Origin of the sequence: Chloracidobacterium sp., assembly GCA_025057975.1 — a bacterium.
Taxonomy (GTDB): domain Bacteria; phylum Acidobacteriota; class Blastocatellia; order Chloracidobacteriales; family Chloracidobacteriaceae; genus Chloracidobacterium.
In genome coordinates this window covers 137,625-163,377 of sequence record JANWUV010000005.1, presented here as the reverse complement: position 1 = coordinate 163,377, position 25,753 = coordinate 137,625, and the positions used below count along the sequence as shown (strand labels likewise).

Here is a 25,753-nt window from a genome sequence, read left to right as displayed (position 1 = left end):
TACGGATGAGAACGATGCGCTTCTATTACGTAGTGTCCGTCGCCGTCCCTCCTGACGCCGCCGACGCTGTTGGTGAAATTCTCTGGCAAGCCGGCGCACAGGGACTCGAAACACCGGCTGAGACGGCGACCGCTACGACCTTGCGGGCTGCGTTCCCAGTTGCTCCCCACGCTGCAGAGCTTTGGGCGGCGCTGACGCGAACACTGGCGGCTTTCGGTTATCCAGCTGAGTCGCTGCACAGCTTTTTGATTGACCAACAGCCGTACGAGGATTGGTTGGCGAAGTGGAAAGCGGACTGGCAGGTACAGCCTGTTGGGCGGCGTTGGCTAGTTGTTCCACCGTGGCGCCGCGCCGAAGCGCAGGCGCGACCCGACTGGGCGGCGCGGATTCGTCTCACCATTGAACCCGGCATGGCCTTTGGGACGGGTACGCACGAAACAACGCGCGCCTGCTTGCTGTTGTTGGAAGACCTGCCAACGCCGCCGCAAACCGTCTTGGATGTTGGTACGGGAACAGGCATCCTTGTTATCGCTGCCGCTAAGTTGTTTCCACAGGCGCGCTGTGAAGCGTGTGACACCGACCCTGAAGCCGTCGCCATTGCCGCTGAAAACGCACGCCTCAATGACGTCGGCGAACGGATTCGCTGGCTGGTGGGGAGCGCGGCGGACTATCCGAAAAGCGACTTCGACCTTGTGTTAGCCAATCTGACGGCGGAGGTCATCATATCGCTGACGCCGGACTTGGCGCGAACGCTACGTCCCGGTGGAAAACTGATCACGGCCGGCGTCTTGGCCGACCGTCGAGAAGGCGTCATCACTGCCCTGAACTCTGTCGGCCTTATTGTTGTCGCCGAACGCACTGACGGCGAATGGTGGACCGGGCTGGCGCAATCACCCGGTTCATAATCGCAGCTTCAAGCAGGATTCACGGGTGCGGCGTACCCTAAGCGAAGCGCCGCATGGCATGCCTAAAAAGCCTACCCAGGCCGTCTGTCTGCCGACACACCTCTGCGCCTCTCAAAGAGGCCACCGTCTTGGATAGCGAGCCGTTGTTTTTCTATGAGCCGCCGGGCCGGCCACAGTGGAAGCCACCGCCGCGCGCCAAAGCTTAGGAGGAGGGTGTCTTGCGCGGGCGTAACGGATTGGCCTGCCGTTTGGCTACTCATACCGCAGCGCTTCGGCCGGATCGAGCTGTGCGGCGCGCAGCGCCGGTAAAAAACCCGATAGCAGCCCGACCGCCACCGAAATACCGAACCCTGCGCCGACCGACCAGAGTGGCACTAGCGAGGGGATACTCGGCGCAAATGTCGTCAACGCCGTACTCAATCCCATGCCAATGCCAATCCCTAACGCCCCGCCGATGACCGAAAGCACCACGGCCTCAACTAAAAACTGCACTAACACATCGCGTCGCCGTGCACCGATAGCGCGGCGTGTCCCAATTTCCTTCGTCCGCTCGGTCACCGACACCAGCATGATGTTCATAACGCCAATGCCGCCGACCAGCAGGCTGACTGACGCCAACGACACCGCGATGACACCCAAGACCGATGTGATGCTGTCAAAGGTGGCGAAGATGGCGTCCGGCGTACTGACGCCGAAATTGTCCGGCTGATCCGGTCGCACCCGCCGCCGCCGGCGCAGCAGTTCCGTAATTTCGTCCCGCATCGCCTCCAGCCGACCTTCACGGGCGTGCGCGATGATTGTAATCCCGCGCTCGCGCAGCAGTTCCGGGTATCGCTGCGCCAAGTTCGCATAAGGAATGATGATTTGCCGATCCTCCGGCGTGTCGCCGAAAATACCCGTCGGGCCTTTCTCGACGACGCCAATGACGCGGTACAGACGCCCCTCAAACTCCACCATTTCGCCCAACGGATTCTGGTCGCCGAACAACTGCTGAGCGGCGACAGGACCAAGCACCGCTACGTCCAGCTTCCGGTCATGCTCTTCGGGGGTGAAAAAGCGCCCTATGCGCAGGTTCAGCCACCGCACTTCCGGGTAATTTGCCCAGACGCCAAACGCAATCGGGCGCGTCGCCTCCTGCCCTTTGTACCTCAAGCGATATTGCGTCGCGCTCGGGCCGAAGCTCCCCACCACCAACTGCGGCGTCGCCGCCCGCACTGACGGTAGCGCGGCGACGGCCGCCGCGTCTTCCTCTGTTAGAGGCTTGCGCTGGCGCTCCTCCGGCGTCAGGCGTGAAAAGCGCGGGCCGATGGAGTCAAACCGACTCACGTAGAGGACTTCCGGGCCGACCTGCGCCGCCAGCTTTGCTGTCCGGTCCTTGACGCCAGTCATCACGGATGACACAGCAATCACCGTCGCCGTTCCAACCAGCACCCCTAACACCGTCAACAGTGACCGCAGTTTGTTGGCCCAGACGTTCGCAATTGCCAGCCGCAAGTTTTCTAGCAGCAGTTGCACGGCAAAAGCCTTTCCATCCGATTGTTTAGGGGCGGTAGCGCAACACCGTTCCACCTTGACCGACCGCCCAACCGGTTTGCGCGTCAAGGAAAAACGCGGCGTAGATTTGCGTCCCGGCCAAGGTTTTCTCTTCGCGCCACGTCCGGCCGCCGTCGTGCGTCACCCAGATGCCGACTTCATAGGGCGGAGCCGACCCATCCCGCGCCAGCAGCGCGCCCATTGTCCAGCCCGTCCGCTCGTCGAGAAAGTGCGTGACGTGAAAGCCGGGCACCGCCATCCGGCGCTCGCTCCACGTCGCGCCGCCATCATTCGTCAGATGTAGCGTGACGAACCGCGCATCGCCACGGTACAACTCCGAAACGACAAAGCCGCGTCGGGCATCAATAAACCGCATCGAGGTGATGTCCGCCGTCGTCGCCGCGAAGGGAATCGGGCAGCGCGTCCATGTGGCACCGCCATCTTCTGTGAAAAACACGCCGGCCGGCCGCACGACGCCGCGCCCAAAGAAGTTACCCGCCACCCACCCACGCCGCTCGTCGAGAAACTGGACATGCGTAAACGTCAGCACGGCGTCCGGCAACCCCTCCGGTCGAACGACGGCGCGCTGGATGCCGTCGCAGGCGATCCAAGTAGCGCCGCCGTCCGTTGTACGGAACACCGCACTGTAGTTCCCCACAGCGTAGCCGACTTGTTCGCTGACGAACCACAACGCCCGCACGTCAAGCTCGGCCAGCGGCCGCCACACCGTTCCACCGTCGTTGGTGAAGAGCACGGCCGGCTCCGCACCATCCACACGCGGGTCAAGTCCATAGCTGCCGCCGACCGCCGCCCAACCGGTTTTGGCGTTCAGGAAGAATAAGCCCGTCACATTCGCTCGCGTCCCCGTCACTTGCTCAACCCACCGGCGGCCGCCGTCTTCCGTGTGCAGCAGAACACCCCGCCGGCCGCCCACCCAGCCGATGTCCCGACTGATGAAGTAGGCGCAGTGGAGATCGGCGCGCGTTGGGGTTGTCAAGCGCACCCACGGCGAAGGATCGGGGAGCGACACCGCCTCTTCCGGTGCGACAGGCGACGCTACAACATCTAGCAGTAACTGCGCCGACAGCGCCTTTCGCCGTGGCATCTCCTGGCGTGGGAGCGGAGTAGGCGCAGCGGCAACCGCTCCTGGACCGGCGTCACTGTCCGAGTCGCGGTCGGCGGCCGCCGGCGCGGTTTCCGGCGGCGCCACAGATGGCGATGAGGCAGGCATGGTCGGCGGCGTCGGTTTACCCTTCGGCTTAATGACCAGCACAGGCGGTGGGAGCGGCGAGGATTTGGTTCCTGGCTGTGTGGACGAAGCGGCGTTGTTGGATGACGGTTCCGGCGCTTTGATCGGTGTGATTGGCGCGCGCATCAATGGCGCATCCGCCGGGCCGTCGTAAATCGTGATGAAGGCGTCGCGGACACCAATCGCTCGCGCGTAGCGTTGAGCCTCAGCCGGCGTGGCGAAGCGCCCGACCCGCACCCGGTAGAACGTTCCCTGCGGCAATTCAACCTTCACGTAGTACGCTGTCGCGCCGCGCGCCCGATAGTCGGCGACCGTCTCGCGGGCGACCGTTTCATCATTGACCGATGCAACCTGAACCGTGTGCGTACGTCCCTGCCCGTAGCCGACGGCGGCCGTCAGCCAGAGCAACAGCACACTGACCAAGGTGCTTCCCATCGTCATAATGTCTGGTTTTGTGGTCATGGCTTGCGGTTGGCTGAAGTGTGAGCGGCCTCGGCCGGAGACGGCCGCGACGCCGATGAGCGTTAGAAGTCATTCAGAGAAGAGCCAAGGATGATACGCAGGCCTGTGTGTAAACGTACGGACGGCGCGGCGGGCGGCTTGCCGTCTCCGACGCGGATGAATATGGTGCGGCGAGCAACGCCGTTTTTATCTCTTGCGTAACGCACCCCACGATGCCTGTCCATCCAGACATCAACTATAGCGCAGTTCTTCCGGAGATTTGTCTGGCGGCGACGGGTCTCGGCGTCATGCTGTACGACGCTTTTGCTCAGGGAAGCCGGCGGTGGGCCGGACCGCTGGTGTTGGCTGGCGTCTTGGCGGCGGCGTACGGCGTATGGCGCTGGACTAACCTACCGCCCGGTGCGAGTTTCAACGGCATGCTCATCACCGACCCGATGCGCACGGCGTTTGCTTTGCTGTTTTTGTTCGTAACGGCGCTGGCGGTGCTGCTGGCGATGCCAATGTTTGACGGCCGAGCGCGCAACGGCGGCGAGTACTTCGCGCTCCTGACGTTTGGGACGGTCGGCATGCTGTTGGTCGGCGGGGCGGGCGATCTCGCCATGCTGTTTCTGGGGATTGAAATTCTTTCAATCGCCTCGTATGCCTTAGCCGGCTTTCGACGCAGCGACCTGCGGTCAAACGAAGCGTCCGTCAAGTATTTCATCTTAGGCTCGTTTGCGACGGGTTTCCTGCTGTATGGCATGGCGTTGATCTACGGCGCGACCCGTACGACCAACCTGACGACCATCCGGTTGGTTATCCAGAACGGCGGGTTGACTTCGGAAAGTTTGCTGTTGACAGGTGCAGCTCTGATGCTGGTCGGGCTGTGTTTCAAAGCCGCCGCTGCGCCGTTTCATTTTTGGGCGCCGGATGTTTACCACGGAGCGCCGACGCCGGTGACGGCCTTCATGGCGGCCGGCTCAAAGGCGGTGGCGTTTGTCGCCTTACTGCGGGTGTTCGGCGGACTGTTTCCGTCTGAGGTTTTTTCGCTCCATCGAACGTGGGCGCTCATGCTTGCCGTCGTGTCCGTCCTCTCAATGGTGATTGGCAACGCTGTCGCCATTGTGCAAGACGACATCAAGCGCATGCTGGCTTATTCCTCAATTGCGCATGCGGGATATGCGCTGTTGGGTGTTCTGGTTGGGAACTGGAAGGCGACATGGTTTTATCTGATCGGTTACGCGGCAACGACATTGGGCGCGTTTGCAGTGGTGACGTACGTGGCGCGCGCGGACGACGACCGGACGAATATTGCCGACTACGCTGGACTTGGCGGGCAAGCGACGGGGGCGGCCGTTGCGTTGGCCGTCTGCCTGCTGGCGTTGGGCGGTCTGCCGCTAACGGCGGGTTTTATGGGGAAGTTCGTGCTGTTTCGGGAAGTTTGGCAGGGCGGCTACGCATGGTTGGTGATCATGGCCGTGCTCAACAGCGCAGCGTCGTTGTACTACTACTTGCGACCTGTCGTGACGATGTTTTTCGGGGAAGGCCGGTCGTCGGAAGACGAACTGCCGGAACCGCCCTGGCCGCTGACGACAGCGCTGGCGCTAGCGCTGGCGGCGGTGCTCTATATCGGCATTGTTCCGGAACCGATTCTCGCTGGGCTCAACCGTGAGCCGAGCGCCGGCAAAACTGCACTACCGCCTGTCGAGCGGTAAACAAAGCAAAAAACAAGACGGATGCTAAGCCAAGGGTTCGGCGATGTTTTCCGCCAGAACACTCAACCGGCGGCGCGCCGCGAGGCGATAGCTAGTTAGGTTGCGCCTTCCCTGCGCTAGAACCAGCTTGGCGTGGTTTGCGCCTAGCAGGCGAGCTCCAGCGAGAACCGCGTCAACAGTCTGGTATGCGGCGGCGTGACGCTGCTCTCCCTCGTGGAGGCGTCCGCTGCGGACTACGTCAGAAATGGCGAAACTTCCAACATCCCAAAGAGTGAAACTCGCATGACGGGGCGCTTACGCCGACGCCAATAACCGAAGCTGTTTTGGCGTCAGCAACCAACGCAGGACGGCTTTCCCCGGACGCAACCCGAACGGACAATCCACCCGGCAGAGTCCTCCCTTCTTGAAGGCGACGTGGTCGGCATCCAGACCACCCCAGACCAAATAAGCGACCAACCGACTGAGATCAGGCTCATGACCGACTAGCAGCACGCCTGTCCCGCGACTAAGGCGTGTCAATGCGCCAACTACCCGTTCCGGCCCGCCTCCCAACGCTAGTTCTGCCATTTCCTCCATCAGTTGGGTCTTTTGCAGTGTTTCCGCAACAATCTCCGCCGTCTGACGCGCACGCGCCAGCGGGCTAGTCCAAATCGCGTCAATGTCCAACTCCAGCCGCGCCATGGCGCGGGCGGCGGCGCGAGTATTGGCGCGGCCTTCGTTGGTCAAGGTACGCTCTGCATCTGAACGCGAGCCGTCGGCTCCGAGTTCATGCGCAATGCCATGTCGCATCAAGTACAGTTCCACTGCTGACGACCACCTCGTTTGAAAACGTTGCAACGACTTGGAGACAGCGCCGTGCTTTGTTCCCCCAGCTTACCGCCAAACGCTGCGCCGCGCATTGCCTTTCAGGGCGAATTCGGCGCTTATGGTGAAATTGCCGCCGCGCGCTTCGGCGCGCCTACACCTTATCCAACCTTCGCCGCCGTGTGCGCAGCAACGCTGGCGCGCGAAGTCGAGTTTGGGGTCTTGCCGGTCAGGAACGTCATCGCCGGCGACGTGCCAGAGGCGCAAGCGCTACTGCGGTCACCTAGGCTGCAGGTGCTGGATGAATTCTGGCTGCCGATTGAACATTGCCTGCTTGGGCTTCCCGGCGCAACCGTCGCCGAGGCGACGCACGTGTTGTCGCACTGGCAAGCGCTACGCCAGTGCGCAAAGTTTTTTGCGCGCTACCTGCGGCTACGTCCAACGACCGTCTATGACACTGCTGGCGCAGCCAAGCTCGTTCAAGCTCATGGGAGGCGCAACCTACTGGCCATTGCCTCGCGGCGCGCGGCGGTACACTATCGGTTGAGCGTTCTGGCGGAAAACATCGCCGACTGCGCCGACAATGCGACCTGCTTTGTGTTGTTTCAGGCACGCTAAGCCGAACCCATAATCAGATGACCGGCGCAGCACAACGCAAAGCAGTTGCGTGTCTCAAAAACTCGATACAAAGGACGCTGGAGCAGTCGCGCAGCCTGCACTGGATCTGCTCGCGCCCAACCTGCCGGATCATCCCAGTGTTGGCTAGGCCGCGAAGCCGTTTTTGTCCCAAGCGGCTTGCATCAAGCAAAGCGACTGTTCACTGCCGCCCGCAGCGTCGCCACCGGTTCTTGCTCGGCGTACGCTTTGAGCGCCGCCTGCACAACTGGGTGTGCTTCAAATGGCCGCAGCGCCGACACAGCCAACCGCCGTATGTAGCCGCGTCGCGAAGTGAGGCCGCGCAAAATGAGCGGTTCAACGGCTTCTGGATCACCAAGCGTCGCCAACGCCCGCGCCGCGTGAAAAGCTAAGTCTTCATCGGCGGCGGACAGAAGCGGGTGCAGGTCAGCACCGACATCTTGTCCAAGCCGCCCCAACGCCACGGTTGTGTAAGCGCGCAGCCCTTCGCCAATGTCACTGTTGTGGAGTGCTCTTAGCGCCGGAAGGCTGGCGACATCACCCAACTCACCAAGGGCAAAGACGATTTCAGCGCGCGATAGCGCCACCCGCCGTTCCGCTGTGAGCAGGTTCTCCAGCGCGGGACGCACGCTGGCGTCACCCAGCAGAGCTAGGGCGTGAAGACACATTTCGTGAACTTGCTCATTGAGTTGCCCGAAGTCATCTCCAATACGGACCTCGCGGAGGCGATGCAGGGCTGGAATGGCTTCCGACGCACCGAGTTTACCTAGGGCGACGACGCATGCGAAGCGGACGCCCGGACGCCAGTCAGTCAGCCATTGTGTCAGTGGTTCTTGGGCGCGCGCATCGTTGAGTTCGCCAAGGGTCAGCGCGGCGTCTTCTCGCAGGACGGCGTAATTTTCGCTCAGTCGCAGGTCGCCTAAGGTCGCCACAAGCGGCTCGAACGCCCGAATGTCGCCGTAGTCGCCAAGCGCTACCGCCAGTCCGCCGCGCACGTGAGGCGACAGAGCCGGGTCAGATGCCAACCAGTCCGCCGCTTCATCGGCGGCCTGCCGGCGTTGAGCATCTGAAGCCTGCTCATCGCCAAGGACTGCTATGAGCTGGCGGGCACGTTCGCGTTCCTGTCGCTCTTGAGCGGCGGCTTCTAGGCCGAAATCACCAAGGCGCGTCTTGTATGGACAGGCCGCGACAAAGGGGCAGTTTACACAAGACAGATACATGGCTAGCGCAGGGCATAAACCGCGCGCCTGCCCGTCGGAACGGGTTGCGATGGATAACAGTGGATGCATGGGCGTCGCCATTGTAAACCCCTCCTCGAACATCCCTGCCGCCGACAACCTCTGCGCTACTGAGTATGGATGGGCGGCTGCCGCGGCTGCGCCGCTCTTTTCAATCTAACGCCGACTGGGTAAGGTTCAAAATCCACTCTCAGAACCGTACACGTCCAGTTCAACCACCACGCCCAACCTAATAAGCACCGCCTATGACTGACGAACGACAGGAACGCAACAAAGCCATTGACGCCGCCATCGCCGGTCTCGAAAGACAGTTTGGCAAGGGCGTTGTGATGCGACTTGGTGAACGCCGGGCTCTTGAAGTCCCAGCGATTTCTACAACCTGTCTGAGCCTTGACGCGGCAATTGGCATTGGCGGCATGCCGCGTGGGCGCATCGTTGAAATCTACGGACCGGAATCCGGCGGCAAAACGACCTTGGCGTTACACGTCGTCGCTGAAGCGCAACGCACCGGCGGACAGGTGGCGTTTATTGATGCCGAGCATGCGCTTGATCCGAACTACGCGGCGAACCTCGGTGTGGATATTGACAACCTCTTCGTGTCGCAACCGGACAATGGTGAGCAAGCGCTTGAGATTGCTGAGGCGCTGGTGCGTTCCACAGCTTTTGATCTCATCGTGGTGGACTCCGTGGCGGCGCTCGTACCGAAGGCCGAACTGGAAGGCGACATGGGGGAAGCGCTTCCCGGACTCCAAGCACGGTTGATGTCACAGGCGCTCCGGAAGTTGACCGCCGTCGCCAATCGCACAAATACGTGCCTGATCTTCATCAATCAAATCCGCGAAAAAATTGGCGTGACCTGGGGATCGCCGGAAACCACCACCGGCGGCCGCGCGCTCAAGTTTTACGCCTCTGTACGGATAGACATCCGCCGCGTGGGACCCATCAAAGACGGCGAAGAGGTCATTGGAAGTCGTACCAGAGCTAAAATCGCCAAAAACAAGCTAGCGCCGCCGTTCAAGGAGGTCGAGTTTGACATTATTTACGGCAAAGGCATTTCACGCGAAGGCGATTTGTTGGATCTTGGCGTCGAACACAAGCTCATCGAAAAAAGCGGCGCCTGGTTTTCCATCAAAGGCGGCGAGCGTTTAGGGCAAGGACGTGAAAACGCCAAGCAGGCGTTGGCGGCGAATCCGGCCCTGCGTGAGCGCTTGGAGCAAGAGTTGCGTGCCATCCTGATGCCGCATCGGGTATCGGCGGCGGAAAGCGCGGCAAAGGCAAAAGGTGCGGCCGAGTAGGGTTTGGAATTCTTCGCCTGCCCTAGCTGTCACGCAGATGAGCCTATCCTGCGCGGTCGGAAACGCCTTGTTTTGAATCGCCTTGGAATGCCGCCAACAGCTGATACGGTTGCTCTACGTGTCTGAGAGGGTTGACGATGACGCCTCAACTTGAGTCCACCGCCGTTGCATCGGCTGCCATCACCGACGAGGCTGAGGTGACCGAAGACTTGGCGCTTGACCTCCCTGACGAGGATGGCGTTCCTTTGGAAAGCGTCTGGCATCGCCTGCAAATCAACCTGCTCGATGACTGCCTGCGCCAGCACTGGCGTGGGCGGAGAGACTTTCTCGCCGGCGGAAACATGTTTGTGTACTACAGCTTGGAGCAAGCGCGGCGGCGGAACTCCAAAGGGCTGGACTTCTTCGTGGTAAAGGGAGTGGACGGAACGCTGGCGCGGCGGTCGTGGGTGGTGTGGCGGGAAGGCGGGCGACTGCCGGATGTGATTGTGGAGCTGCTGTCCCCTTCAACGCAGGGGGAGGATTTGGGGGCGAAGAAAGTGTTGTACGAGCGGGTGTTTCGGGCGGCGGAGTATTACTGTTACGGCCCTGATCCGAGTTGGGGCATGGCGGCGGAGTTGGTAGGGCGGGGATTGGTGCGTGGGCGGTATGAGGCTTTGGAGCGGGACGGGCGAGGGTGGCTGTGGAGTGAGCAGCTTGAGGTGTGGTTGGGAGAGTGGGAGGGAGAGTACCACGGGGTGGCGAGTCGGTGGTTGCGGTTGTATGACCCGACAGGGCGGCTTGTGCCGACGGCGGCGGAAGCGGCTGAGGCGGAGGCCGCGCGTGCGCAAGCCGAGGCGGAGGCCGCGCGGCGGCGTGCGGAAGAAGAGCGTGCCCGTGCAGAAGCCGCTGAAGCACGGTCGGCGGCGCTGGAAACGGAAGTGCGCCGCCTCAAAGCCGCCTTGGAAAGCAGAGACACTGAATGAAGATGCAAAAAATATGACTCCAACTACGCTGCCATGTCCTCTCCCGAAGCCTCAACAAGCGAAGCGTCCACTACTTTGTCATCCTCAGATAAGTTGATGATTTTGACACCCTGTGCTGCGCGTCCGGTCTGCCGAATTTGCTTGACATCCACTCGGAGTAGCTGCCCCTTCTCAGTAATGACGACCACCTGATCTTCATCCCTTACCGGTAACGTCTTAATGACGCCGCCCGTACGTTCTGTGACACGCATAGTAATCACGCCCTGCCCGCCACGGTGATGAACCGGGTACTCCGACATCGGCGTACGTTTCCCAAGCCCCAGCTCCGATATCGCCAGAATATCCTCAGTTCCCGCGACGACGGACATACCGGTCACATAATCATCCTCACGTAAACGGATGCCGATGACGCCATAGGCAGGCCTGCCCATCGGACGTACGTCGCTTTCATTGAAGCAAATTGCTTGTCCTTTGAAGGTCGAAATAAGAATGTTTTTAGCGCCGTCGCTCATCTGTACCGCCATCAGCTCATCATTTTCCTCAACACCCATGGCGATAATTCCATTTGAGCGGATGTTGGCGTACTCAACCAATTCCGTTTTTTTGATCATCCCACGGCGCGTCACCAACACGACGAACTGACCGGCCGCAAAGTCCCGAACCGGAATCGTACCGGCCACCTTTTCGCCTTCCGGCAATTCAATCAAGTTGACAATCGCCTTGCCGCGCCCAGCCGTTGCGGCGTCAGGAATCTCATGCACTTTGATTTTATAAACCTGCCCCTTCGTTGTGAAAATCATTAAAAAGCTGTGAGTCGAGGCAATGTAGAGCGACTCCACGACATCTTCAGCCTTGGTCGCCATCCCGCGCCGCCCTGTACCGCCGCGTTTTTGTGTCCGGTAAGCCGAAAGGGGGGTTCGCTTGATATAGCCCCCGCGCGTAATCGTAATAACAACCTCTTCGTTCGGAATCAGGTCCTCAATTGTCAATTCAGTGTCTTCATCCACAATCTGCGTCCGGCGCGGGTCGCTATATTCTCTCCGAATCTCCTGCAACTCGCTCACAATGACGGCACGTAAGACGCTCTCTTTTTCAAGAATTTCGCGCAACTCGGCGATGCGCTTGATGATGCTTTCATACTCATCCACAATCTTTTGGCGCTCCAGCCCAGTCAGTTTCTGGAGTTGCATTTCCAGAATTGCTTGCGCCTGAAGTTGGCTGAAAGCAAAGCGCGTCGTCAGGCCTTCGCGTGCTTCAGCGCTTGACTTCGCTGTGCGAATCAACGCAATCACGGCGTCGAGAACATCCAGCGCCTTCTTTAGTCCCTCAAGAATATGCGCGCGCGCTTCCGCCTTGCGCAGCTCGAACGCCGTCCGCCGCCGAACCACCTCACGTCGGTGTTCCACGAAATGCCGCAACATTTCAGCCAAGTCGAGCAGTTGCGGCCGGCCGTTGACAATCGCCAGGTTGATGATGCCGAAGTTGGTTTGCATCGGCGTCAGCTTGTACAGGTTGTTGAGTACGACTTGAGCCACCGCGCCACGTTTGAGTTCGATGACAATGCGCATTCCTTCGCGGTCGCTTTCGTCGCGCAGATCGGCGATGTCTTCGAGGCGCTTCTCGTTGACAAGCTCGGCGATTTTTTCCAACAGCTTTGCTTTGTTGACTTGATAGGGCAGTTCCGTGACAACAATCGCCTGTCGTTCACGCTCACCTTTGCCGCCGACGTAATCAATCGCCGCCCGCGCGCGCATCGTAATCGAGCCACGCCCCGTCATGTAAGCGTCACGAATACCCTTCCGCCCGCAAATGAAGCCCGCCGTTGGAAAGTCCGGCCCTTGGATGAACTTCATCAGGTCATCAACGGTCGCCGTTGGGTTGTTGACCAAATAAATGGTCGCATCTAGCACTTCCGCCAAGTTGTGCGGCGGAATGTTGGTCGCCATGCCCACTGCAATGCCCGACGACCCATTGACCAGCAGGTTGGGGAAGCGTGTCGGCAGCACGACCGGCTCGCGGAGTGAACCGTCATAGTTTTCCTGAAAATCAACGGTTTCCTTCTCAATATCGGCTAGCATTGCTTCCGCGATGCGAGCTAGACGTACCTCGGTGTACCGCATCGCCGCCGGAGCGTCGCCATCCACACTGCCAAAGTTACCCTGCCCATCAATGAGCGGGACGCGCATGGAAAAATCCTGCGCCAGCCGAACAATGGTGTCATAAACTGCTTGGTCGCCGTGTGGGTGGTATTTGCCAATTGTGTCACCGACAACGCGGGCGCTTTTCTTATAAGGCTTGTTGTAAGTGTTGCCCAATTCATGCATCGTCCACAGAACACGCCGATGCACCGGTTTGAAGCCATCACGGACATCCGGCAGCGCCCGACCGATGATGACCGACATGGCATAGTCAAGGTAACTCCGGCGCATTTCATCTTCGATGTTCGCCGTTATGAGTTTCTGCTCATCCATGGTGATTTCCTGAAAATATGCAACGTATTCGCCTACAACTGACGTGTAAGACTTCCTTTATTGTTTTTCAAGCAGTCTCTACTGCCGAACTAAGTCAGTCGTTGGATTAGGGTGCGAATGTTTTCCACACCGCGCCGGAGATTATTGAGTGAATTAGCGTAAGAAATCCGCAAATAGCCGGCTGCGCCGAAAGATGAACCGGCGGTAACGACGACGTGCGCCTCTTCAAGCAGCCGTTGGACGAAGTCCACATCACGCAAGCCGGTTTTCTCAAGGACAGCCGAAAAGTCGGGGAAGGCGTAGAATGCGCCTTCCGGCCGCCGACACCGGACGCCGGGCACATCGGCCAGCGCCGGCACAATCCAGTCGCGGCGGGCTTGATACTCAGCCAGCATCGCCGTTACGGAACTTTGGTCGCCGCGCAGCGCCTCAATCGCAGCCCATTGGGCGAAAGTCGTTGGATTTGAGGTTGAGTGGCTCTGTACCTTGGTCATTTCGGCGATCCAGTCTGGGTGCGCCAGCGCGTAGCCGATGCGCCATCCCGTCATCGCGTAGGTCTTCGATAGCGACCCAGAAACCAATACCCGCTCGCGCAAACTCGCCGGCAGGCTTGCCGCCGAAAACGGCCGGGCAGGCGGATAGACGAACTTGTAGTAGCACTCGTCTGAAATGAGCCATAGATCGCGCGCCGCACACAGTTCGGCGATGTCATAGATGGCGTCCGGCGGCAGGACAACACCCGATGGGTTTGACGGCGAGTTAAGGATGACCGCTTTGGTACGCGGCGTGAGGACGCGCTCCACCATCTCTGCTGTCAAACGAAAGTCATGCTCGTGAGTCGGGATGAAGACGCTGACGCCGCCGCAGAACGCGACGATCTCAGGAAACGTCACCCAGTAGGGCGCAGGAATGACGACCTCATCGCCCGGATTGATAAGGCTGACCAGTGCGTTGAAAAGCGTTTGCTTGCCGCCGGCTGAAACGATGACCGCGCTGATTGGGTAGCGCGTTCCGGTTTCCTGCGCAATGTAATCCACAATCGCCTGTTTGAGTTCGGCTGTACCCGACGCCGGCGTGTAGCGCGTTTTTCCCTCTTCAAGCGCACGAACGGCTGCCTGGCGGATGTTGAGCGGCGTGTCGAAATCCGGTTCGCCGGCCCCCAAGTCAATCACTGTATGCCCTTCGGCGCGGAGCCGCGCCGCCGCCGCCGTCGCGGCCATCGTTGAAGAGGCTTGCATCTGATCGAGCCGCAAAGCGCGCCGAAACGAAACCATAGCGCTTCCTCAAAAAAAACCTTGTTCTACGGTGCTGTTGGACCGGCGGACAGCGATTGTGGCCCAAAACCGTGCGGCTGTCGAGCAGCGACCAAAGGCACGCAGCGGCGAGCCATCCAGCCCGCCGCCGCTCCGCCGGTCGGATTGCCCATCAGATGCCGTGCAACGTCTCCTCAAACCGGCCGCGCCGCTGTTTCCTTGCTACCAATCCGAGCCACAATCGCTGCTGCGCCAGCAGGGTCGCGTCGTTGCTACGTTCACACACGCCGCACAGGTCGTTGTAGCTCTGCTCATAGCTAGCCGGTGGCCTTTATGGAAGCCGCACTAGTCGTTGCCGTCGCCTAGGGACGACGCCATTCGTCACGCTAAAGCGTCAGAAACCGACCGAGCAGTGGGCGGCGTGGCGGCTGCTTACCGGGGAGAGCGGCGGCCTACTATTTTCTCACTGCGCAAAGGCGCCGCCATCCACGGTCAACGCCGTGCCGTTGATAAACGACGCTCCATCCGAGGCCAGCCATAGCACAGCGTCGGCGACTTCTTCGGGCCGACCGGCTCGCCGCATTGGATGGGCATTGAGGTACTTGGCGACCAACTCTGGCGGAATCTGCTCGCTTGTCGTCATCGGCGTCTCGATGATGGAGGGACACACCGCGTTCACACGGATGTTGGACTTGGCGTACTCCAGCGCCGCCGTCTTCGTCAGCCCCAAAACACCATGCTTGCTTGCTGCGTAGGGCGCAAAGCCTGAAAAACCCACTAGCCCAGCAAGCGACGCCACGTTCACAATTCGTCCACCGCCCTGCTTGAGCATTTGGCGAATCTCATACTTCATACACAGAAACAAGCCGCGCAGGTTAACGCTGAGCACTTGGTCAAACATCTCGTCATTCGTGTCGTGGAGCGGAGCCGGTATGCCGAGGACACCGGCGTTGTTGACGGCGACATCTAGCCTTCCGAAGGCATGCGTCGCGGTCTTGACCATTTCCGCAACGGCAAGAGCATCTGTTATGTCCGTTGGAATGAAGACAGCTTGCCCTCCTGCCGCCTCGATTCGCGCAACGGTTTCACGTCCGCCTTCTACGTTCCGGTCGGCGACGGCGACCTTAGCGCCGGCGGCGGCGAACGCCAGCGCAACAGCGCGGCCGATGCCTGACGCCCCACCTGTGATTAGCGCCGAAGTGTTCTGAAATGTCTGCGCCATACCCTTCTTGAAAGCTTTCTCCGCGCCAAACCTAGTGCAGAGCGGCAAGAATCAGGCGATTCAGGTGAACCTCATGGCTGCACTAAGCGTCTCTAAATTGTCAGCGCCCAACCCGGTTGAGTTCCGGCTCGGCGCGTCCGTAGTGGTTACAGGTTTTTGTAAGGAAAGGAGGACCCAGCCATGCAAGTCAAGTCACTGACGCTTACCTTCCCGCATGTGCCGGAAATCACCTGGCCAAAGTTGGTTCTCCAGCGCGTGCTCAGAGCTGTGGAAAATACTTACCACCGTATCTTTGGGTGCTGGCATACCAACATGAGCCGGCCATTCACCATCAACCAAGAAACCTATCGGATGTGCCTTAGCTGCGGCGCACACCGTGCCTTTGACCTACAGCAGTGGAAAATGGTTGGCCCTTACTACGTAAGCCGCCCGCCTATCGAAACTAACCATCGCCCGCGCTTGACTGTTGTTCAAACTCAAGCCGCGCCAACCCGCAGCCTACGCCGCGCAGCCTAGGCTGCACCTTATTTTGATACAAGCATCACACCCGACTATTGACACCTTCATCATTCCGGGGTAAGCCGCTGTACGCTGCTGCCCCGGAAACATTTATTACCTCTATACTTCTCGTTAAATCTCTCGCTAAAACGCCGTTCCGACTCTGAAGCCGCCACCTAGCGTCGCCCGACGTAAAGCCGGTTTCAGCTCCATACGCCGATACCGTATAGTGTTCACGGCCGCCGTAGGTGCTGCGCCGACCACCGGCTATGATTTTTCCACTCCGCGCAAAATGTCCGTGGCCGCCTATCGTAACAAACTTTGGTTTCGGCTTTGGCTGATTCTATGCCTGCTGAGTTTGGGAGCGATACCGGCCGGGGCGTGGAACCAAGCCGGCCACGCCACCGTCGCCGCTATCGCTTACGCTCACTTGACGCCGCGCGCCCGCATGCGGGTGGACGCCATTCTCAAACAGCACCCGGAATACCCGGAGTGGACGCGCGACGCCGCGCCGGAGCAGGCGGCGCTGGTCGCTTTCCTGCGCGCCGCCTACTGGGTGGACGACATCAAATTCGACCGACGACAGGGCTTCTCCGACCGCGAACCGCCACCCAGCACGCATCTGGCCTACCCGGACATGCGGGTGCATAGTACGTGGCACTACCTCAATCGCCCGCTGGCGGCGCCGGGCGTCGCCATCCCACCCGACTTTCAGATCGTCGCGCCGGACGGCGGCGCGTTGGGCAAGATTGTCGAAATCGAAGACATCCTTCGCCACAGCCCACCGGACAGCCCCCGGCAGGCTTACTACTTGGCGTGGTTGATTCATCTGGTGGGGGACGTACATCAGCCGCTCCATACGGTGGCGCGCTGCTCGAAAAACAACCCCGGAGGCGATCAGGGCGGAAATCTGTTCATCGTACGGCCGACGGCCGACACGCCGCTGGATGGGCCGTACAAGCCGAATTTGCACGCTTTCTGGGACAACGCCGCATTGGAGACGTTTTCGCTGCCGGCCGTGCAGTCCCTGGCGCGTGCGTTGTCCCGCGTTCGCCCATCCCGGCGGCGGACGGCGGCCCCGCCAGCGCGCTGGATTGACGAAAGCGCGCAATTGGCGCGTGACGTGGTTTACCAAGCCGGGCGGGACGACACACCGGAGCCGCCGGTGCTTTCCCCCGCCTACAAGGCGCAGGCGCAAGCCGTCGCCCGCGCACGAGTGCGGCTGGCGGGTTTCCGGTTGGCCGCCCTGCTCAACCGGCTCTACGACCGGCGATGACCGCTCTCCCGCCGCCGCGCAAACGATTCGGTCAGCATTTCCTACGCGACGCCGGCGTTTTACGCCGAATGCTGGCCGCCGCCGCCGTCACCGACCGCGATTTGGTCTTGGAAATCGGCCCGGGACGGGGTGCCCTGACGGCGTTCCTCATCGAGCAGGCGGGCGGTGTCGTCGCGTTTGAGCTTGACCGCGATCTCGCCGCTTGGCTGACGGCGCGTTTCGCCAACACACGCTGGCGTTTACACACCGGCGATGTCCTTGCCGCCGATCTTCCCGCCTGCATCACGCAGGGACGCGCCGACTTCGGTTTGCCGGAAGCGCCCGTCAAGGTCGTGGCCAACCTGCCCTACAACGTCTCAACACCGATCATTGAAAAGCTGCTGACCGTCCGGGGTTTGCTGGACGACATCGTGGTGATGCTTCAGCGCGAAGTCGTGCAACGGTTGGCGGCCGTCCCCGGCACGAAGGACTATGGTTACTTTTCGGTCATCGTCCAAGCGTACTGTGACGTTCGGCGTTTGTTTGATGTACCGCCCGGCGCGTTCCAGCCGCCGCCGAAGGTCGTTTCCTCCGTCGTACGCCTCACGCCGCGCACACAAAGCCTTGTCCCGCCCGATTTGGAACACAGCTTTCAGCGGGTCGTCGGCGTCGCCTTTGAACAGCGACGCAAGATGCTCGGCGGCGTTCTGACACGATTTGGGCTGACGCGGGAGAGCGTCCGCGAGGCGCTGGCGGCGGCGGGCGTTGCGCCCGACGCCCGGCCTGAAACGCTTTCCGTAGAAGCGTTTGTCCGGCTGACGCAAGCTTTGGCGGCTCAGGGCTGCGAGGTCGCCGTTCCTTCGACTGCCGTTGCGCCAACTAAAGCCGGTTAAGCCCAAAGTGACCGGCTTCAACCACATTTAGGACACTTTCCGAAGCAATGTAGCGGAACGGGGCCTGCCGTTTTGAGCGCGGCGGCGTTCCACCGCTTTCCGGCGTAGCAGGTGAGCCGCCGTGCGCCGCGCCGACGGCTGTGTGATTGCCTCAGGAGATATTTCGAAATCACCCACCGCCTGCGCCGTTGAACGGTTTACGCTGAGGCTGTGTGTCCCTTGTCGCCGACGGGAGAGGCAAGCCCATCCGGCGCAGCGCAGGGTCGTCTCACCGAACAGCTTCATTCTTGTCGGCATGCCGCTTATGACACTGCTTGACATACCCAAAAAGCCTACGTAGGGACCTCTGCAAGCATGCAGTATTGCCACCCCGCGAAAACCCTCCCGACCTCCAAAACCGGAGGCGCTTTCTGATGAGCCGTCCCGCCTGTTTGCCGACTTGGCGACTCCTGACTGTGAACCTACTGGTCTTGTTGCTTGCCGCTCCGGCGACGGCGCTCCGTTGGCCGCGCCCGCTCCAAGCCGAGACGCCGCAAAAAGCGGATAAGCCGCTTGAAATCGTAGTTCTCCGCCCACAGCACGCCGACCCGCAACCGCCAACCGCCGATGAAGTCGCTCGCTTCTTTAGCGACCAGCCGATACAGGACAAACGGCACATTTTAGAAACCGCGTACGCCCGGTCGGCGCTGGCGTTTCGCGCTGGCGCTGATCTACTGCGACGCAGTGGGGTCGGCTTTGAACCCTATCTGCTTGGGAGGCCGCCCGAAAGTTGAAGTCCACCAGAAAACGCGCCGCAACCGGCTTTCCATAACATGTCGCTGGTTTGAAATGAGTCGCCCGGAGCGCCGCCTCTACCGCCGCCTCCAACCCGTAGCCGGCCCAACGCACAATCGTTACTTCGCCGACATCACCGCCTTCCGTCACCACAACTTCGACGCTCACCGTTGCTACCACCCCTGCACTCCGCGCCGCGTCCGTCGGCTTTGGCCGGATGCGCGTTTGTGGAACCGGCGGCGTCACGCCGGGCGGAATGTCTCCTGTCCGTAAGTCAATCGCCGTTGAGTTGATCTCGTCCCGTCCGGCTGCCGCAGCGAGCTGCGCCTGCGCCGTACGCCACCGTTCAGCGAAACGCGCCGCCGCCGCTTCCACCAACGGCGCTATCGCTGCAAGAAACCCACCCCTGTCTTCGATAAAATCCAAGTGTTCGCTCGCCAACAACCGCCCGGTGCGCGTCTCCACGGCGAAGAGATGCAGCGTCCCGCCAATGACGGTTCGCCGGTCGGTCGTACTGCGTTCGCCGCGTTGCAGCGCCGCCAGCACGTACCCGGCGCTCCCTACCCGCGCGCCCATCGCCTGCGCCTCAATGCAGGTTGGATTGAAGTTGGGAGCGGCGTCGCCGACGGCCGACCACACCTGCGCGCGCGGCAATACCACCAACCCGACGTGCGCCAGCGCCCGCTCAAGCGCCGTTACCATCGTATCCCCCAATGCGCCGCCAACGTTATCCGTTAGACGCGGTGGCAGGACGGCGACGGTAAACGCATCTCCCGATTGCGCCTGCGCCCCGGCGAACCAAACCGTCAGCCAAACGACAACCCACACTAGCCGACGCGACATGACGGCTCGCCTCCAAAGCGTGTATCGTCCACCCAGCGCAGTGTACGCTAATCATTGCCCTATGACGCCTGTTGTTCCGAAGCCTGCTTCAGCTGTCATTCTACTCCGCCAAGACTCTTCCGGCGTCTGGCGCTTTTTCTGGGCCAAACGCGCCGAAGCTATGCCGTTTCTGGGCGGCTACCATGCGTTCCTTGGCGGTCGCCGTGACCCAGAGGACAGCCGGATTCCGGTGCACTACGCCGCCGACGCCGAACACGCCGCCCAATGCGCCTGCGCTGTGCGCGAGGTCTTTGAAGAAGCCGGCGTGATGCTGGCCGAAAGCCGCCTGACCAGCACGGAAATGCGCCTCGCCGTCCGCGCTGACCTAATGGCCGGACGCCTGACGTTTGCGGAAGTTTGTGCGCAGTTTGCCGTACAGATTGATGCGCGTCGCTTCATCCCCGCCGGTCGGTGGGTGACGCCGGTCGGCGTACCGCGTCGCTACGACACGACGTTCTTTGTCAGCCCCTTGGATGACCACCAAGAGCCGCACCTTTGGTCTGCCGAAATGGTGGAAGGCAACTGGACGACGCCCGCCGATGCACTGAGCGCTTGGGCGCGCGGCGATGTACGGCTTGTGCCGCCGACGCTTCACAGTATCCGCAGCCTCTATCGCTGGATTCGGGAAGGCGCAGCGCAGCAGGGCGATTTTGACCGCCTGCGCGTTTTATCCCACGACCACCCTGCCGCTCACGGTCAGCCGCCGGAGTTTATCGAACTAGCGCCCGGCGTTGTGACATTTCCTGTGCGGACGCCAACGCTCCCCCCAGCGACCCACACAAACTGTTATCTAGTTGGCGAGCGCGAAATTATCGTCATTGACCCGGCTTCACCTTATCCCGACGAACAAGCCCGACTGGACGCTCACTTGACGCAACTGGCTGAAAAAACCGGCGCGCGCTTGCGGGAAATCTGGTTGACGCACCACCACCCAGATCATGTCGGCGGTGCAGCGCATCTAGGCCGGCGCTGGAACGTCCCGGTTGCGGCGCACCCTATTACAGCCGCGCTACTAAACGGTAAAGTGACAATTTCCCGAACGCTGGACGACGGCGATGTCTGTGAACTGCCAGCAGCGCCCAGCAACGACAGTTTGACGGCGACAATGTGCTCCGGCTGGCGGCTGCGCGCCGTCTTCACGCCGGGCCACGCGCGCGGACACCTGTGCTTTCTTGAGGAGACTACCGGCACGCTCCTTAGCGGCGACATGGTGGTGGGGCTGGGGAGCGTCCTGATTGATCCAGACGAGGGCGATATGGCGGACTATCTGGCGTCGCTGCGTCGTCTGTTGGGCTTGCCCATCCGATTGATCGCCGGCGGTCACGGGCCGGCGCTGACTGAACCCTACGCCGTCATTGAAAGCTATATCGCGCATCGCCTACAACGTGAGGCGAAGATTCTGGCGGCGCTTCGGGAAGGAAAAACGACCGTCGCGGCATTGACGGCGACGGTGTATGCCGACACGCCATCCGCGCTGCACCCATTGGCGGCACGGTCGGTACAGGCGCACCTCATCAAACTGGCGCGCGAAGGCAAGGTCGCCTGGCGGACAACTGGCGAACTAGAGCTTACCGACGTTGCCTGAGCCGGTGTACGCAGAGCTAACCACCATACGCAGTTGCCGATTTTGAACAGAAACGCCAACGAAACGGCTGCCGCAGACCGGACAAAACAACGGGTCGCCCGACTTCGGCGCGGGCCACGCAGGGCGGGTCGGCTTGAAGTGAACCGCTTTTAGTTCAACCGGTTCCGGGCCGACGTAGGTGTAAATTTCAGAGTTACAGAAGGTACAAATCACAGGCTTCATGAGCGTCGAGCGTGTTCCTGCGCGCAAAAGATTTCCCGCCGACAGACTGGTTACGCTACCAAAAATGCACAGATGTTCACCGTGACAAAGTTCGCCAACCGCCCGTCCGCTATGGCTTGGTCGGCTATGGGGCTGGCGGTACTAGTGTACGCCAATACGCTGGCGAACGGCTTCACCTACGACGATACACCGATCATCGTCAACAACCCCGCCATCCGGTCGCTGACTGACGCGCCGCGCCTGTTCCTCAGCGGGTACTGGGACCACCGGCAGGCCGGCTTGAGCAACTACCGTCCGCTGTTCGCCGTAACGCTGGCGGTGGACTACGCCGTGTGGGGGCTGCGGCCGGCAGGCTACCACCTGACCAACATCCTGCTCCATGCCTGTAACGTCGGCTGGTTGTTTTACCTGTTGCGGGCGTACCGGGTCGCACCGACGATCAGCGCCCTAGCGGCGCTGATTTTCGCTGTCCACCCCGTCCACACGGAAGCCGTCGCCAACGTCGTTGGACGCGCCGAGTTGCTTGGTATGTTTTTCGGCGGGCTGATGTGGTGGAGTTGGATTCGCGCGCGACGTTCACCGCGGAGAGCCGAATGGTGGCGCGCGGGCGCGGCGGCGGCGTACCTTGCGGCAACGCTGGCAAAGGAAAATATGGTCGTGTTGCCGGCGGGACTGTGGTTGGCGGAAGCTCTACGGATGCGGCGGCGTCTCTGGCGTAGTGGATGGTCGCTTTGGCGGCGTGTGACGCAACCGTACTTTTGGTTGGTTCTCCCGTGGCTGCCGTATGCTTGGTTGCGGCTGGCGAGTGGGCAGGGGTTTCGTCCGGTGGGGGCGTTGTCCGGCAACCCGCTGTACGCGCAGACGTTTTGGGAACGACTGGTGACAATGTCGAGCGTTTCGCTCGAATGGTATCGGCTGGTCTTTTTCGGCTTTCCGCTTAAGCCATGGTACGACGCGCACAACCTTGTCCTGACCCCGACTTGGAGTTGGCGAACCGTCGTCGGCGCGCTTTTGACAATCGGGCTGGCGGCGGGCGCGGCGGCGGCCGTCCGACGGCGTCCGCTGCTGACCTTCGTCGTGGGCTTTTGGTTCACAACGCTGGCGCTGGTCAGCAACGTCTTCGTTCCCATCTGGACAGCTATTGGCGAGCGGTGGCTTTATGTGCCGTCGGCGGCGTACGCGATTGCGCTTGGGTGGGCGCTGGTCAAGCTGGGCGCGGCGGCGAAGCCGACCGCCGCCGTTCACCGGCGGACGGCGGTGAGCGTCGGATTGGGCATCGTACTGACGGCGAGTTACGCCTACGGCGCGGCGCGGCGCAATCTCGACTGGCGGAACGACATCACGCTGTTTTCGCGCTTTTTGGAGACTGACCCGCAGCACCCGCTGCCCTACGTCCTGCTGGCCAACGCCTGTCAAACGACCGACCCGGAGCGGGCGCGGCGCTACTACGAACAGGCGTTGGCGCGGGAGCCGAATTTTTTCCTAGCGTTGCTGGGTTCGGCGCAGCTTGACTTGCGTCAGGGACGTGAGGCGGAAGCGCATGCGACTTTGGCGCGGATCATCGCCGCCAAACCGCCGGAAGTCACGCCGACGGACGCCGACTGGGCGCTGGCGCATGCGCTCTACGCGCGGACGCTGGCGTTGCGTCAGGACGCCGCCGGCGCGACGGCGCAAATTGCGGAAGCGCGTCGCTACGGGCCGCAGGACGGGCCGACGCTGACGAGTTGCGCCATCGCCTACGTGACGCTTGGACGCCTGAGTGAGGCGGAGACACTACTGCAGGAAGCGTTGGCGCTTGGCGTGGACACCGCCGTGGTTCGGTTCAATCTTGGCGCCGTCCGGCTCAAACGGGGCGATCGGGTCGGAGCGCAGGCATGCTTTGAGTCGGCGTTGCGTCTAGACCCAAACTTTGCTCCGGCGCACGCCGCGCTGGAAGTTGTTCGCCGGTCGTCCCCGGACACCGCGCCATGACCCTTGCGGGTCTTGCTTCGACAAGTACGGGGGTCTTTGCGCGGCGGGGAAAGAGGCGTTCTTTTAGAGAGGCGGGTTGGGTGTATACAATGGTTAGACACAATCGGCGGAAACAGACACGGCGGCCGCGCGCCGAAGCCGGACTTGGGGTTGTTCCGGGAAGCCTCAGTTCATAAGCCGGATTGAAACGCGGCGGTTTGTAAACTACCTGTTATGAAAAACATCATCATCGTCACCGGCGGGAATGGCACGCGCGTCGCCGACGCGCTCGTGAGACTCCTCGCCGTCGGCTTCCCGACACGCCTGCACCAAGGACGGCCGACCAGCGCCGGCGACGAACTCGAAATCTGGCGCATTGACCCCGACCGTAGCTCCGGCGCGCTCAACGTCCTCAACGACACCCTGCGTCGCTACCGTCACATCCAACACCTGATGCAGGACGGCGACGGCGAGCCGGGCGTGGCGTCGTTGGCGACCAGTCCATGGGCGATGACGGTCAACACCCAGATTCGAGACTTTGACCCGCTCGCGCTGCCGGGGTTTGACAAACCGATTTCAACCCTGCGCGAACTACTCGCCCACGCGCCCGGCAAACGCGACGGGACGCCCCTGCTCTACGCCTTCTACGAAGATAAAGACCTCGATGTGAAAATCAACCGGGGCTTTTACCAGAAGCCCTTCATCGGTTCGCCCGTCATCGCCGCCTTCGCCGCGTCGCTGACCGACCGGAACTCGCCGGCCGGCAGCCAAATTGACTTCAATACGCTCAAACAAAGTCAGGTTCGTTTCTTCATCTGCGGCAGCGTCTATGGCGGCACGGGGGCCTGCGCCCTGCCCGTCATCGGACAGTTCCTCGCCCGCGAACGGCAGCGCGGCAACCTCAACTGGACCATCGGCGGCTGTCTGCTGATGCCCTACTTCCTGCCGCCACCGCCGCCCTTCAGCCCGCTGCCTGAAGACCGGCAGGCGGACGCGCGCTATGTGGAAGAAGAGGCCCGGCGAATGGCGCAGCAGTACGCCGCGCATGAAGCCTTCGCCGTCCTCAACGACGAAGAACGCATCGCCTTGGCGCGGCAAATCCTCACCCGCTTCTACGCCGACCCGACCGACCTGCCGCTGCGCGCCCGTCACAGCCTCGTCTATTACCGCGACATCCTCGCGCCGACCTTTGACGAACTCTACCTCATCGGCAAACCACAGCCGGACGCCCTCGAACGCTGGAGCAACGGCGGACAAACCCAACGCAACCCGCTCAACGCGACGGAAGTCGTCGCCGCCGTCGCAGCCCTCAACTACTTCGCCGGCAACAGCGTCGGCGGCGGACGGGAGTATAGCCTTGCGTCGGGCGACGCGACGCTTGCGCTGGGGACGCTGCGCCTCTGCGATTTGCCCATTTACACCGTCAACGGTCGGCCGGTGGACGCTGAAAAAGTCTTTCTGGCGACGGCGGTGCTCGTTCACTTGCTGAAATACCAAATTGATTGGGACGCGGACGCGCGTGGCTGGAGCGACGACCCTGGCGGCCTGCGCCGGCTTTACCAGCTTGACCCAACCCGGCAGGAACGTGACCGGCTCGCCTACCAAACGGCGCTTGACCTCATCCGCGACACCATGGTGGATATGGTGTCGCCCGACCGTACGTTAGGGTGGAGTCCTGACATCCGCGCTGACCTCGACAAGCTCATTGCGCCCGGCGCGGAGCGCGCCGTGATTGAGCGAATGAAACGACGGACACGGCTGTTTGGTCTGGCCGCCGACAATACGCCGCAGGAGGCGCTGCGCTTCGGGCAGTCGGCGGTAGCGTTGACTTCATTTGACTTCTACGGCTGGACGCCGCCGCCGGGGTTCAAGCGCGGCGACTACGCCCGACTCGTCTGGGCGGAAGTTTTCGCCAGAGCCGGAGGAGCCGCCGCATAGCATCACCGACCGGCTTAGGAAGTACCTAGGAA

General features: G+C 61.5%; 20 protein-coding genes. 11 read left to right on the top strand and 9 right to left on the bottom strand.

From position 1 onward, the window contains the following. Positions 1-14: 14 nt before the first annotated feature. Complete coding sequence (locus NZ585_06085; protein ID MCS7079606.1) at positions 15-905, top strand: 50S ribosomal protein L11 methyltransferase; 891 nt, start codon at positions 15-17, stop codon at positions 903-905. Positions 906-1,157: 252 nt separating this feature from the next. On the opposite strand, the gene NZ585_06080 is transcribed toward NZ585_06085, so the two are convergent. Together NZ585_06080 and NZ585_06075 are read right to left on the bottom strand one after the other, a co-directional pair. Then, positions 1,158-2,420, bottom strand: coding sequence for an ABC transporter permease (locus tag NZ585_06080; GenBank protein MCS7079605.1), 1,263 nt, complete (start codon positions 2,418-2,420; stop codon positions 1,158-1,160). Between the two features lie 25 nt (positions 2,421-2,445). After that, positions 2,446-4,149 carry an SPOR domain-containing protein gene (locus NZ585_06075; GenBank protein MCS7079604.1) on the bottom strand — a complete coding sequence of 568 codons (1,704 nt, stop codon included), beginning with the start codon at positions 4,147-4,149 and terminating at the stop codon, positions 2,446-2,448. A gap of 212 nt (positions 4,150-4,361) precedes the next feature. On the opposite strand from NZ585_06075, the gene NZ585_06070 reads away from it, so the two are divergent. Further along, positions 4,362-5,843: an NADH-quinone oxidoreductase subunit N gene (locus NZ585_06070; protein ID MCS7079603.1), complete on the top strand. Its 1,482-nt coding sequence runs from the start codon at positions 4,362-4,364 to the stop codon at positions 5,841-5,843. Between the two features lie 294 nt (positions 5,844-6,137). Here NZ585_06070 and sixA read toward each other — a convergent pair whose 3' ends face one another. Continuing rightward, a complete protein-coding gene (sixA, locus tag NZ585_06065; GenBank protein MCS7079602.1) occupies positions 6,138-6,632 on the bottom strand; it encodes a phosphohistidine phosphatase SixA in 495 nt (164 codons plus the stop codon). A 66-nt stretch (positions 6,633-6,698) separates the two neighbouring features. Between sixA and NZ585_06060 the strand changes: the two genes are divergently transcribed. Then, on the top strand, positions 6,699-7,265 hold the full coding sequence (locus NZ585_06060) for a hypothetical protein (GenBank protein ID MCS7079601.1): 567 nt from the start codon (positions 6,699-6,701) through the stop codon (positions 7,263-7,265). A gap of 182 nt (positions 7,266-7,447) precedes the next feature. Here the strand turns inward: NZ585_06060 and NZ585_06055 are convergent, their stop codons facing one another. Beyond that, entirely contained in the window at positions 7,448-8,584 is a 1,137-nt protein-coding gene (locus NZ585_06055) for a HEAT repeat domain-containing protein (GenBank protein ID MCS7079600.1), read from the bottom strand. A gap of 182 nt (positions 8,585-8,766) precedes the next feature. Between NZ585_06055 and recA the strand changes: the two genes are divergently transcribed. Together recA and NZ585_06045 are read left to right on the top strand one after the other, a co-directional pair. Further along, the gene (gene recA / locus NZ585_06050) at positions 8,767-9,816 is read left to right on the top strand and encodes a recombinase RecA (protein MCS7079599.1); all 1,050 of its coding nucleotides are present in this window, start codon (positions 8,767-8,769) and stop codon (positions 9,814-9,816) included. Positions 9,817-9,953: 137 nt separating this feature from the next. After that, positions 9,954-10,778 carry a Uma2 family endonuclease gene (locus tag NZ585_06045; protein MCS7079598.1) on the top strand — a complete coding sequence of 275 codons (825 nt, stop codon included), beginning with the start codon at positions 9,954-9,956 and terminating at the stop codon, positions 10,776-10,778. A 23-nt stretch (positions 10,779-10,801) separates the two neighbouring features. Here the strand turns inward: NZ585_06045 and gyrA are convergent, their stop codons facing one another. The 3 genes from gyrA to NZ585_06030 form a co-directional block, all read right to left on the bottom strand. Further along, positions 10,802-13,249, bottom strand: a complete 2,448-nt coding sequence (gene gyrA / locus NZ585_06040; GenBank protein ID MCS7079597.1) for a DNA gyrase subunit A — start codon at positions 13,247-13,249, stop codon at positions 10,802-10,804. Positions 13,250-13,338: 89 nt separating this feature from the next. Next, complete coding sequence (locus tag NZ585_06035) at positions 13,339-14,523, bottom strand: pyridoxal phosphate-dependent aminotransferase (protein ID MCS7079596.1); 1,185 nt, start codon at positions 14,521-14,523, stop codon at positions 13,339-13,341. Positions 14,524-14,965: 442 nt separating this feature from the next. Next, positions 14,966-15,724, bottom strand: coding sequence for a glucose 1-dehydrogenase (locus tag NZ585_06030; GenBank protein MCS7079595.1), 759 nt, complete (start codon positions 15,722-15,724; stop codon positions 14,966-14,968). Between the two features lie 180 nt (positions 15,725-15,904). On the opposite strand from NZ585_06030, the gene NZ585_06025 reads away from it, so the two are divergent. From NZ585_06025 to rsmA, 3 genes are all read left to right on the top strand, one after another. Then, positions 15,905-16,240, top strand: a complete 336-nt coding sequence (locus NZ585_06025) for a hypothetical protein (GenBank protein MCS7079594.1) — start codon at positions 15,905-15,907, stop codon at positions 16,238-16,240. Between the two features lie 274 nt (positions 16,241-16,514). Then, positions 16,515-17,498: a S1/P1 nuclease gene (locus tag NZ585_06020; protein MCS7079593.1), complete on the top strand. Its 984-nt coding sequence runs from the start codon at positions 16,515-16,517 to the stop codon at positions 17,496-17,498. Continuing rightward, on the top strand, positions 17,495-18,370 hold the full coding sequence (gene rsmA / locus NZ585_06015; protein MCS7079592.1) for a 16S rRNA (adenine(1518)-N(6)/adenine(1519)-N(6))-dimethyltransferase RsmA: 876 nt from the start codon (positions 17,495-17,497) through the stop codon (positions 18,368-18,370). Before NZ585_06020 ends, rsmA begins: the two co-directional genes overlap by 4 nt. A gap of 461 nt (positions 18,371-18,831) precedes the next feature. Here the strand turns inward: rsmA and NZ585_06010 are convergent, their stop codons facing one another. Together NZ585_06010 and NZ585_06005 are read right to left on the bottom strand one after the other, a co-directional pair. Continuing rightward, positions 18,832-19,026, bottom strand: a complete 195-nt coding sequence (locus NZ585_06010; protein ID MCS7079591.1) for a hypothetical protein — start codon at positions 19,024-19,026, stop codon at positions 18,832-18,834. After that, complete coding sequence (locus tag NZ585_06005) at positions 18,995-19,987, bottom strand: energy transducer TonB (GenBank protein ID MCS7079590.1); 993 nt, start codon at positions 19,985-19,987, stop codon at positions 18,995-18,997. Before NZ585_06005 ends, NZ585_06010 begins: the two co-directional genes overlap by 32 nt. 61 nt (positions 19,988-20,048) lie before the next feature. On the opposite strand from NZ585_06005, the gene NZ585_06000 reads away from it, so the two are divergent. The 3 genes from NZ585_06000 to NZ585_05990 all read left to right on the top strand — a co-directional run bounded on the left by NZ585_06000 (position 20,049) and on the right by NZ585_05990 (position 25,721). Then, on the top strand, positions 20,049-21,611 hold the full coding sequence (locus NZ585_06000) for an MBL fold metallo-hydrolase (protein MCS7079589.1): 1,563 nt from the start codon (positions 20,049-20,051) through the stop codon (positions 21,609-21,611). Positions 21,612-21,905: 294 nt separating this feature from the next. Beyond that, on the top strand, positions 21,906-23,804 hold the full coding sequence (locus NZ585_05995; GenBank protein MCS7079588.1) for a tetratricopeptide repeat protein: 1,899 nt from the start codon (positions 21,906-21,908) through the stop codon (positions 23,802-23,804). 213 nt (positions 23,805-24,017) lie between these two features. Next, a complete protein-coding gene (locus NZ585_05990; protein MCS7079587.1) occupies positions 24,018-25,721 on the top strand; it encodes a hypothetical protein in 1,704 nt (567 codons plus the stop codon). Positions 25,722-25,753 lie beyond the last annotated feature (32 nt).

Coding starts and splice junctions, on each gene's coding strand:
- NZ585_06085 (MCS7079606.1), top strand. CDS start 15: ATGCGCTTCTATTACGTAGTGTCCGTCGCCGTCCCTCCTGACGCCGCC.
- NZ585_06075 (MCS7079604.1), bottom strand. CDS start 4,149: ATGACCACAAAACCAGACATTATGACGATGGGAAGCACCTTGGTCAGT.
- NZ585_06070 (MCS7079603.1), top strand. CDS start 4,362: ATGCCTGTCCATCCAGACATCAACTATAGCGCAGTTCTTCCGGAGATT.
- sixA (MCS7079602.1), bottom strand. CDS start 6,632: ATGCGACATGGCATTGCGCATGAACTCGGAGCCGACGGCTCGCGTTCA.
- NZ585_06055 (MCS7079600.1), bottom strand. CDS start 8,584: ATGGCGACGCCCATGCATCCACTGTTATCCATCGCAACCCGTTCCGAC.
- recA (MCS7079599.1), top strand. CDS start 8,767: ATGACTGACGAACGACAGGAACGCAACAAAGCCATTGACGCCGCCATC.
- NZ585_06045 (MCS7079598.1), top strand. CDS start 9,954: ATGACGCCTCAACTTGAGTCCACCGCCGTTGCATCGGCTGCCATCACC.
- gyrA (MCS7079597.1), bottom strand. CDS start 13,249: ATGGATGAGCAGAAACTCATAACGGCGAACATCGAAGATGAAATGCGC.
- NZ585_06035 (MCS7079596.1), bottom strand. CDS start 14,523: ATGGTTTCGTTTCGGCGCGCTTTGCGGCTCGATCAGATGCAAGCCTCT.
- NZ585_06030 (MCS7079595.1), bottom strand. CDS start 15,724: ATGGCGCAGACATTTCAGAACACTTCGGCGCTAATCACAGGTGGGGCG.
- NZ585_06025 (MCS7079594.1), top strand. CDS start 15,905: ATGCAAGTCAAGTCACTGACGCTTACCTTCCCGCATGTGCCGGAAATC.
- NZ585_06020 (MCS7079593.1), top strand. CDS start 16,515: ATGTCCGTGGCCGCCTATCGTAACAAACTTTGGTTTCGGCTTTGGCTG.
- rsmA (MCS7079592.1), top strand. CDS start 17,495: ATGACCGCTCTCCCGCCGCCGCGCAAACGATTCGGTCAGCATTTCCTA.
- NZ585_06005 (MCS7079590.1), bottom strand. CDS start 19,987: ATGTCGCGTCGGCTAGTGTGGGTTGTCGTTTGGCTGACGGTTTGGTTC.
- NZ585_06000 (MCS7079589.1), top strand. CDS start 20,049: ATGACGCCTGTTGTTCCGAAGCCTGCTTCAGCTGTCATTCTACTCCGC.
- NZ585_05995 (MCS7079588.1), top strand. CDS start 21,906: ATGTTCACCGTGACAAAGTTCGCCAACCGCCCGTCCGCTATGGCTTGG.
- NZ585_05990 (MCS7079587.1), top strand. CDS start 24,018: ATGAAAAACATCATCATCGTCACCGGCGGGAATGGCACGCGCGTCGCC.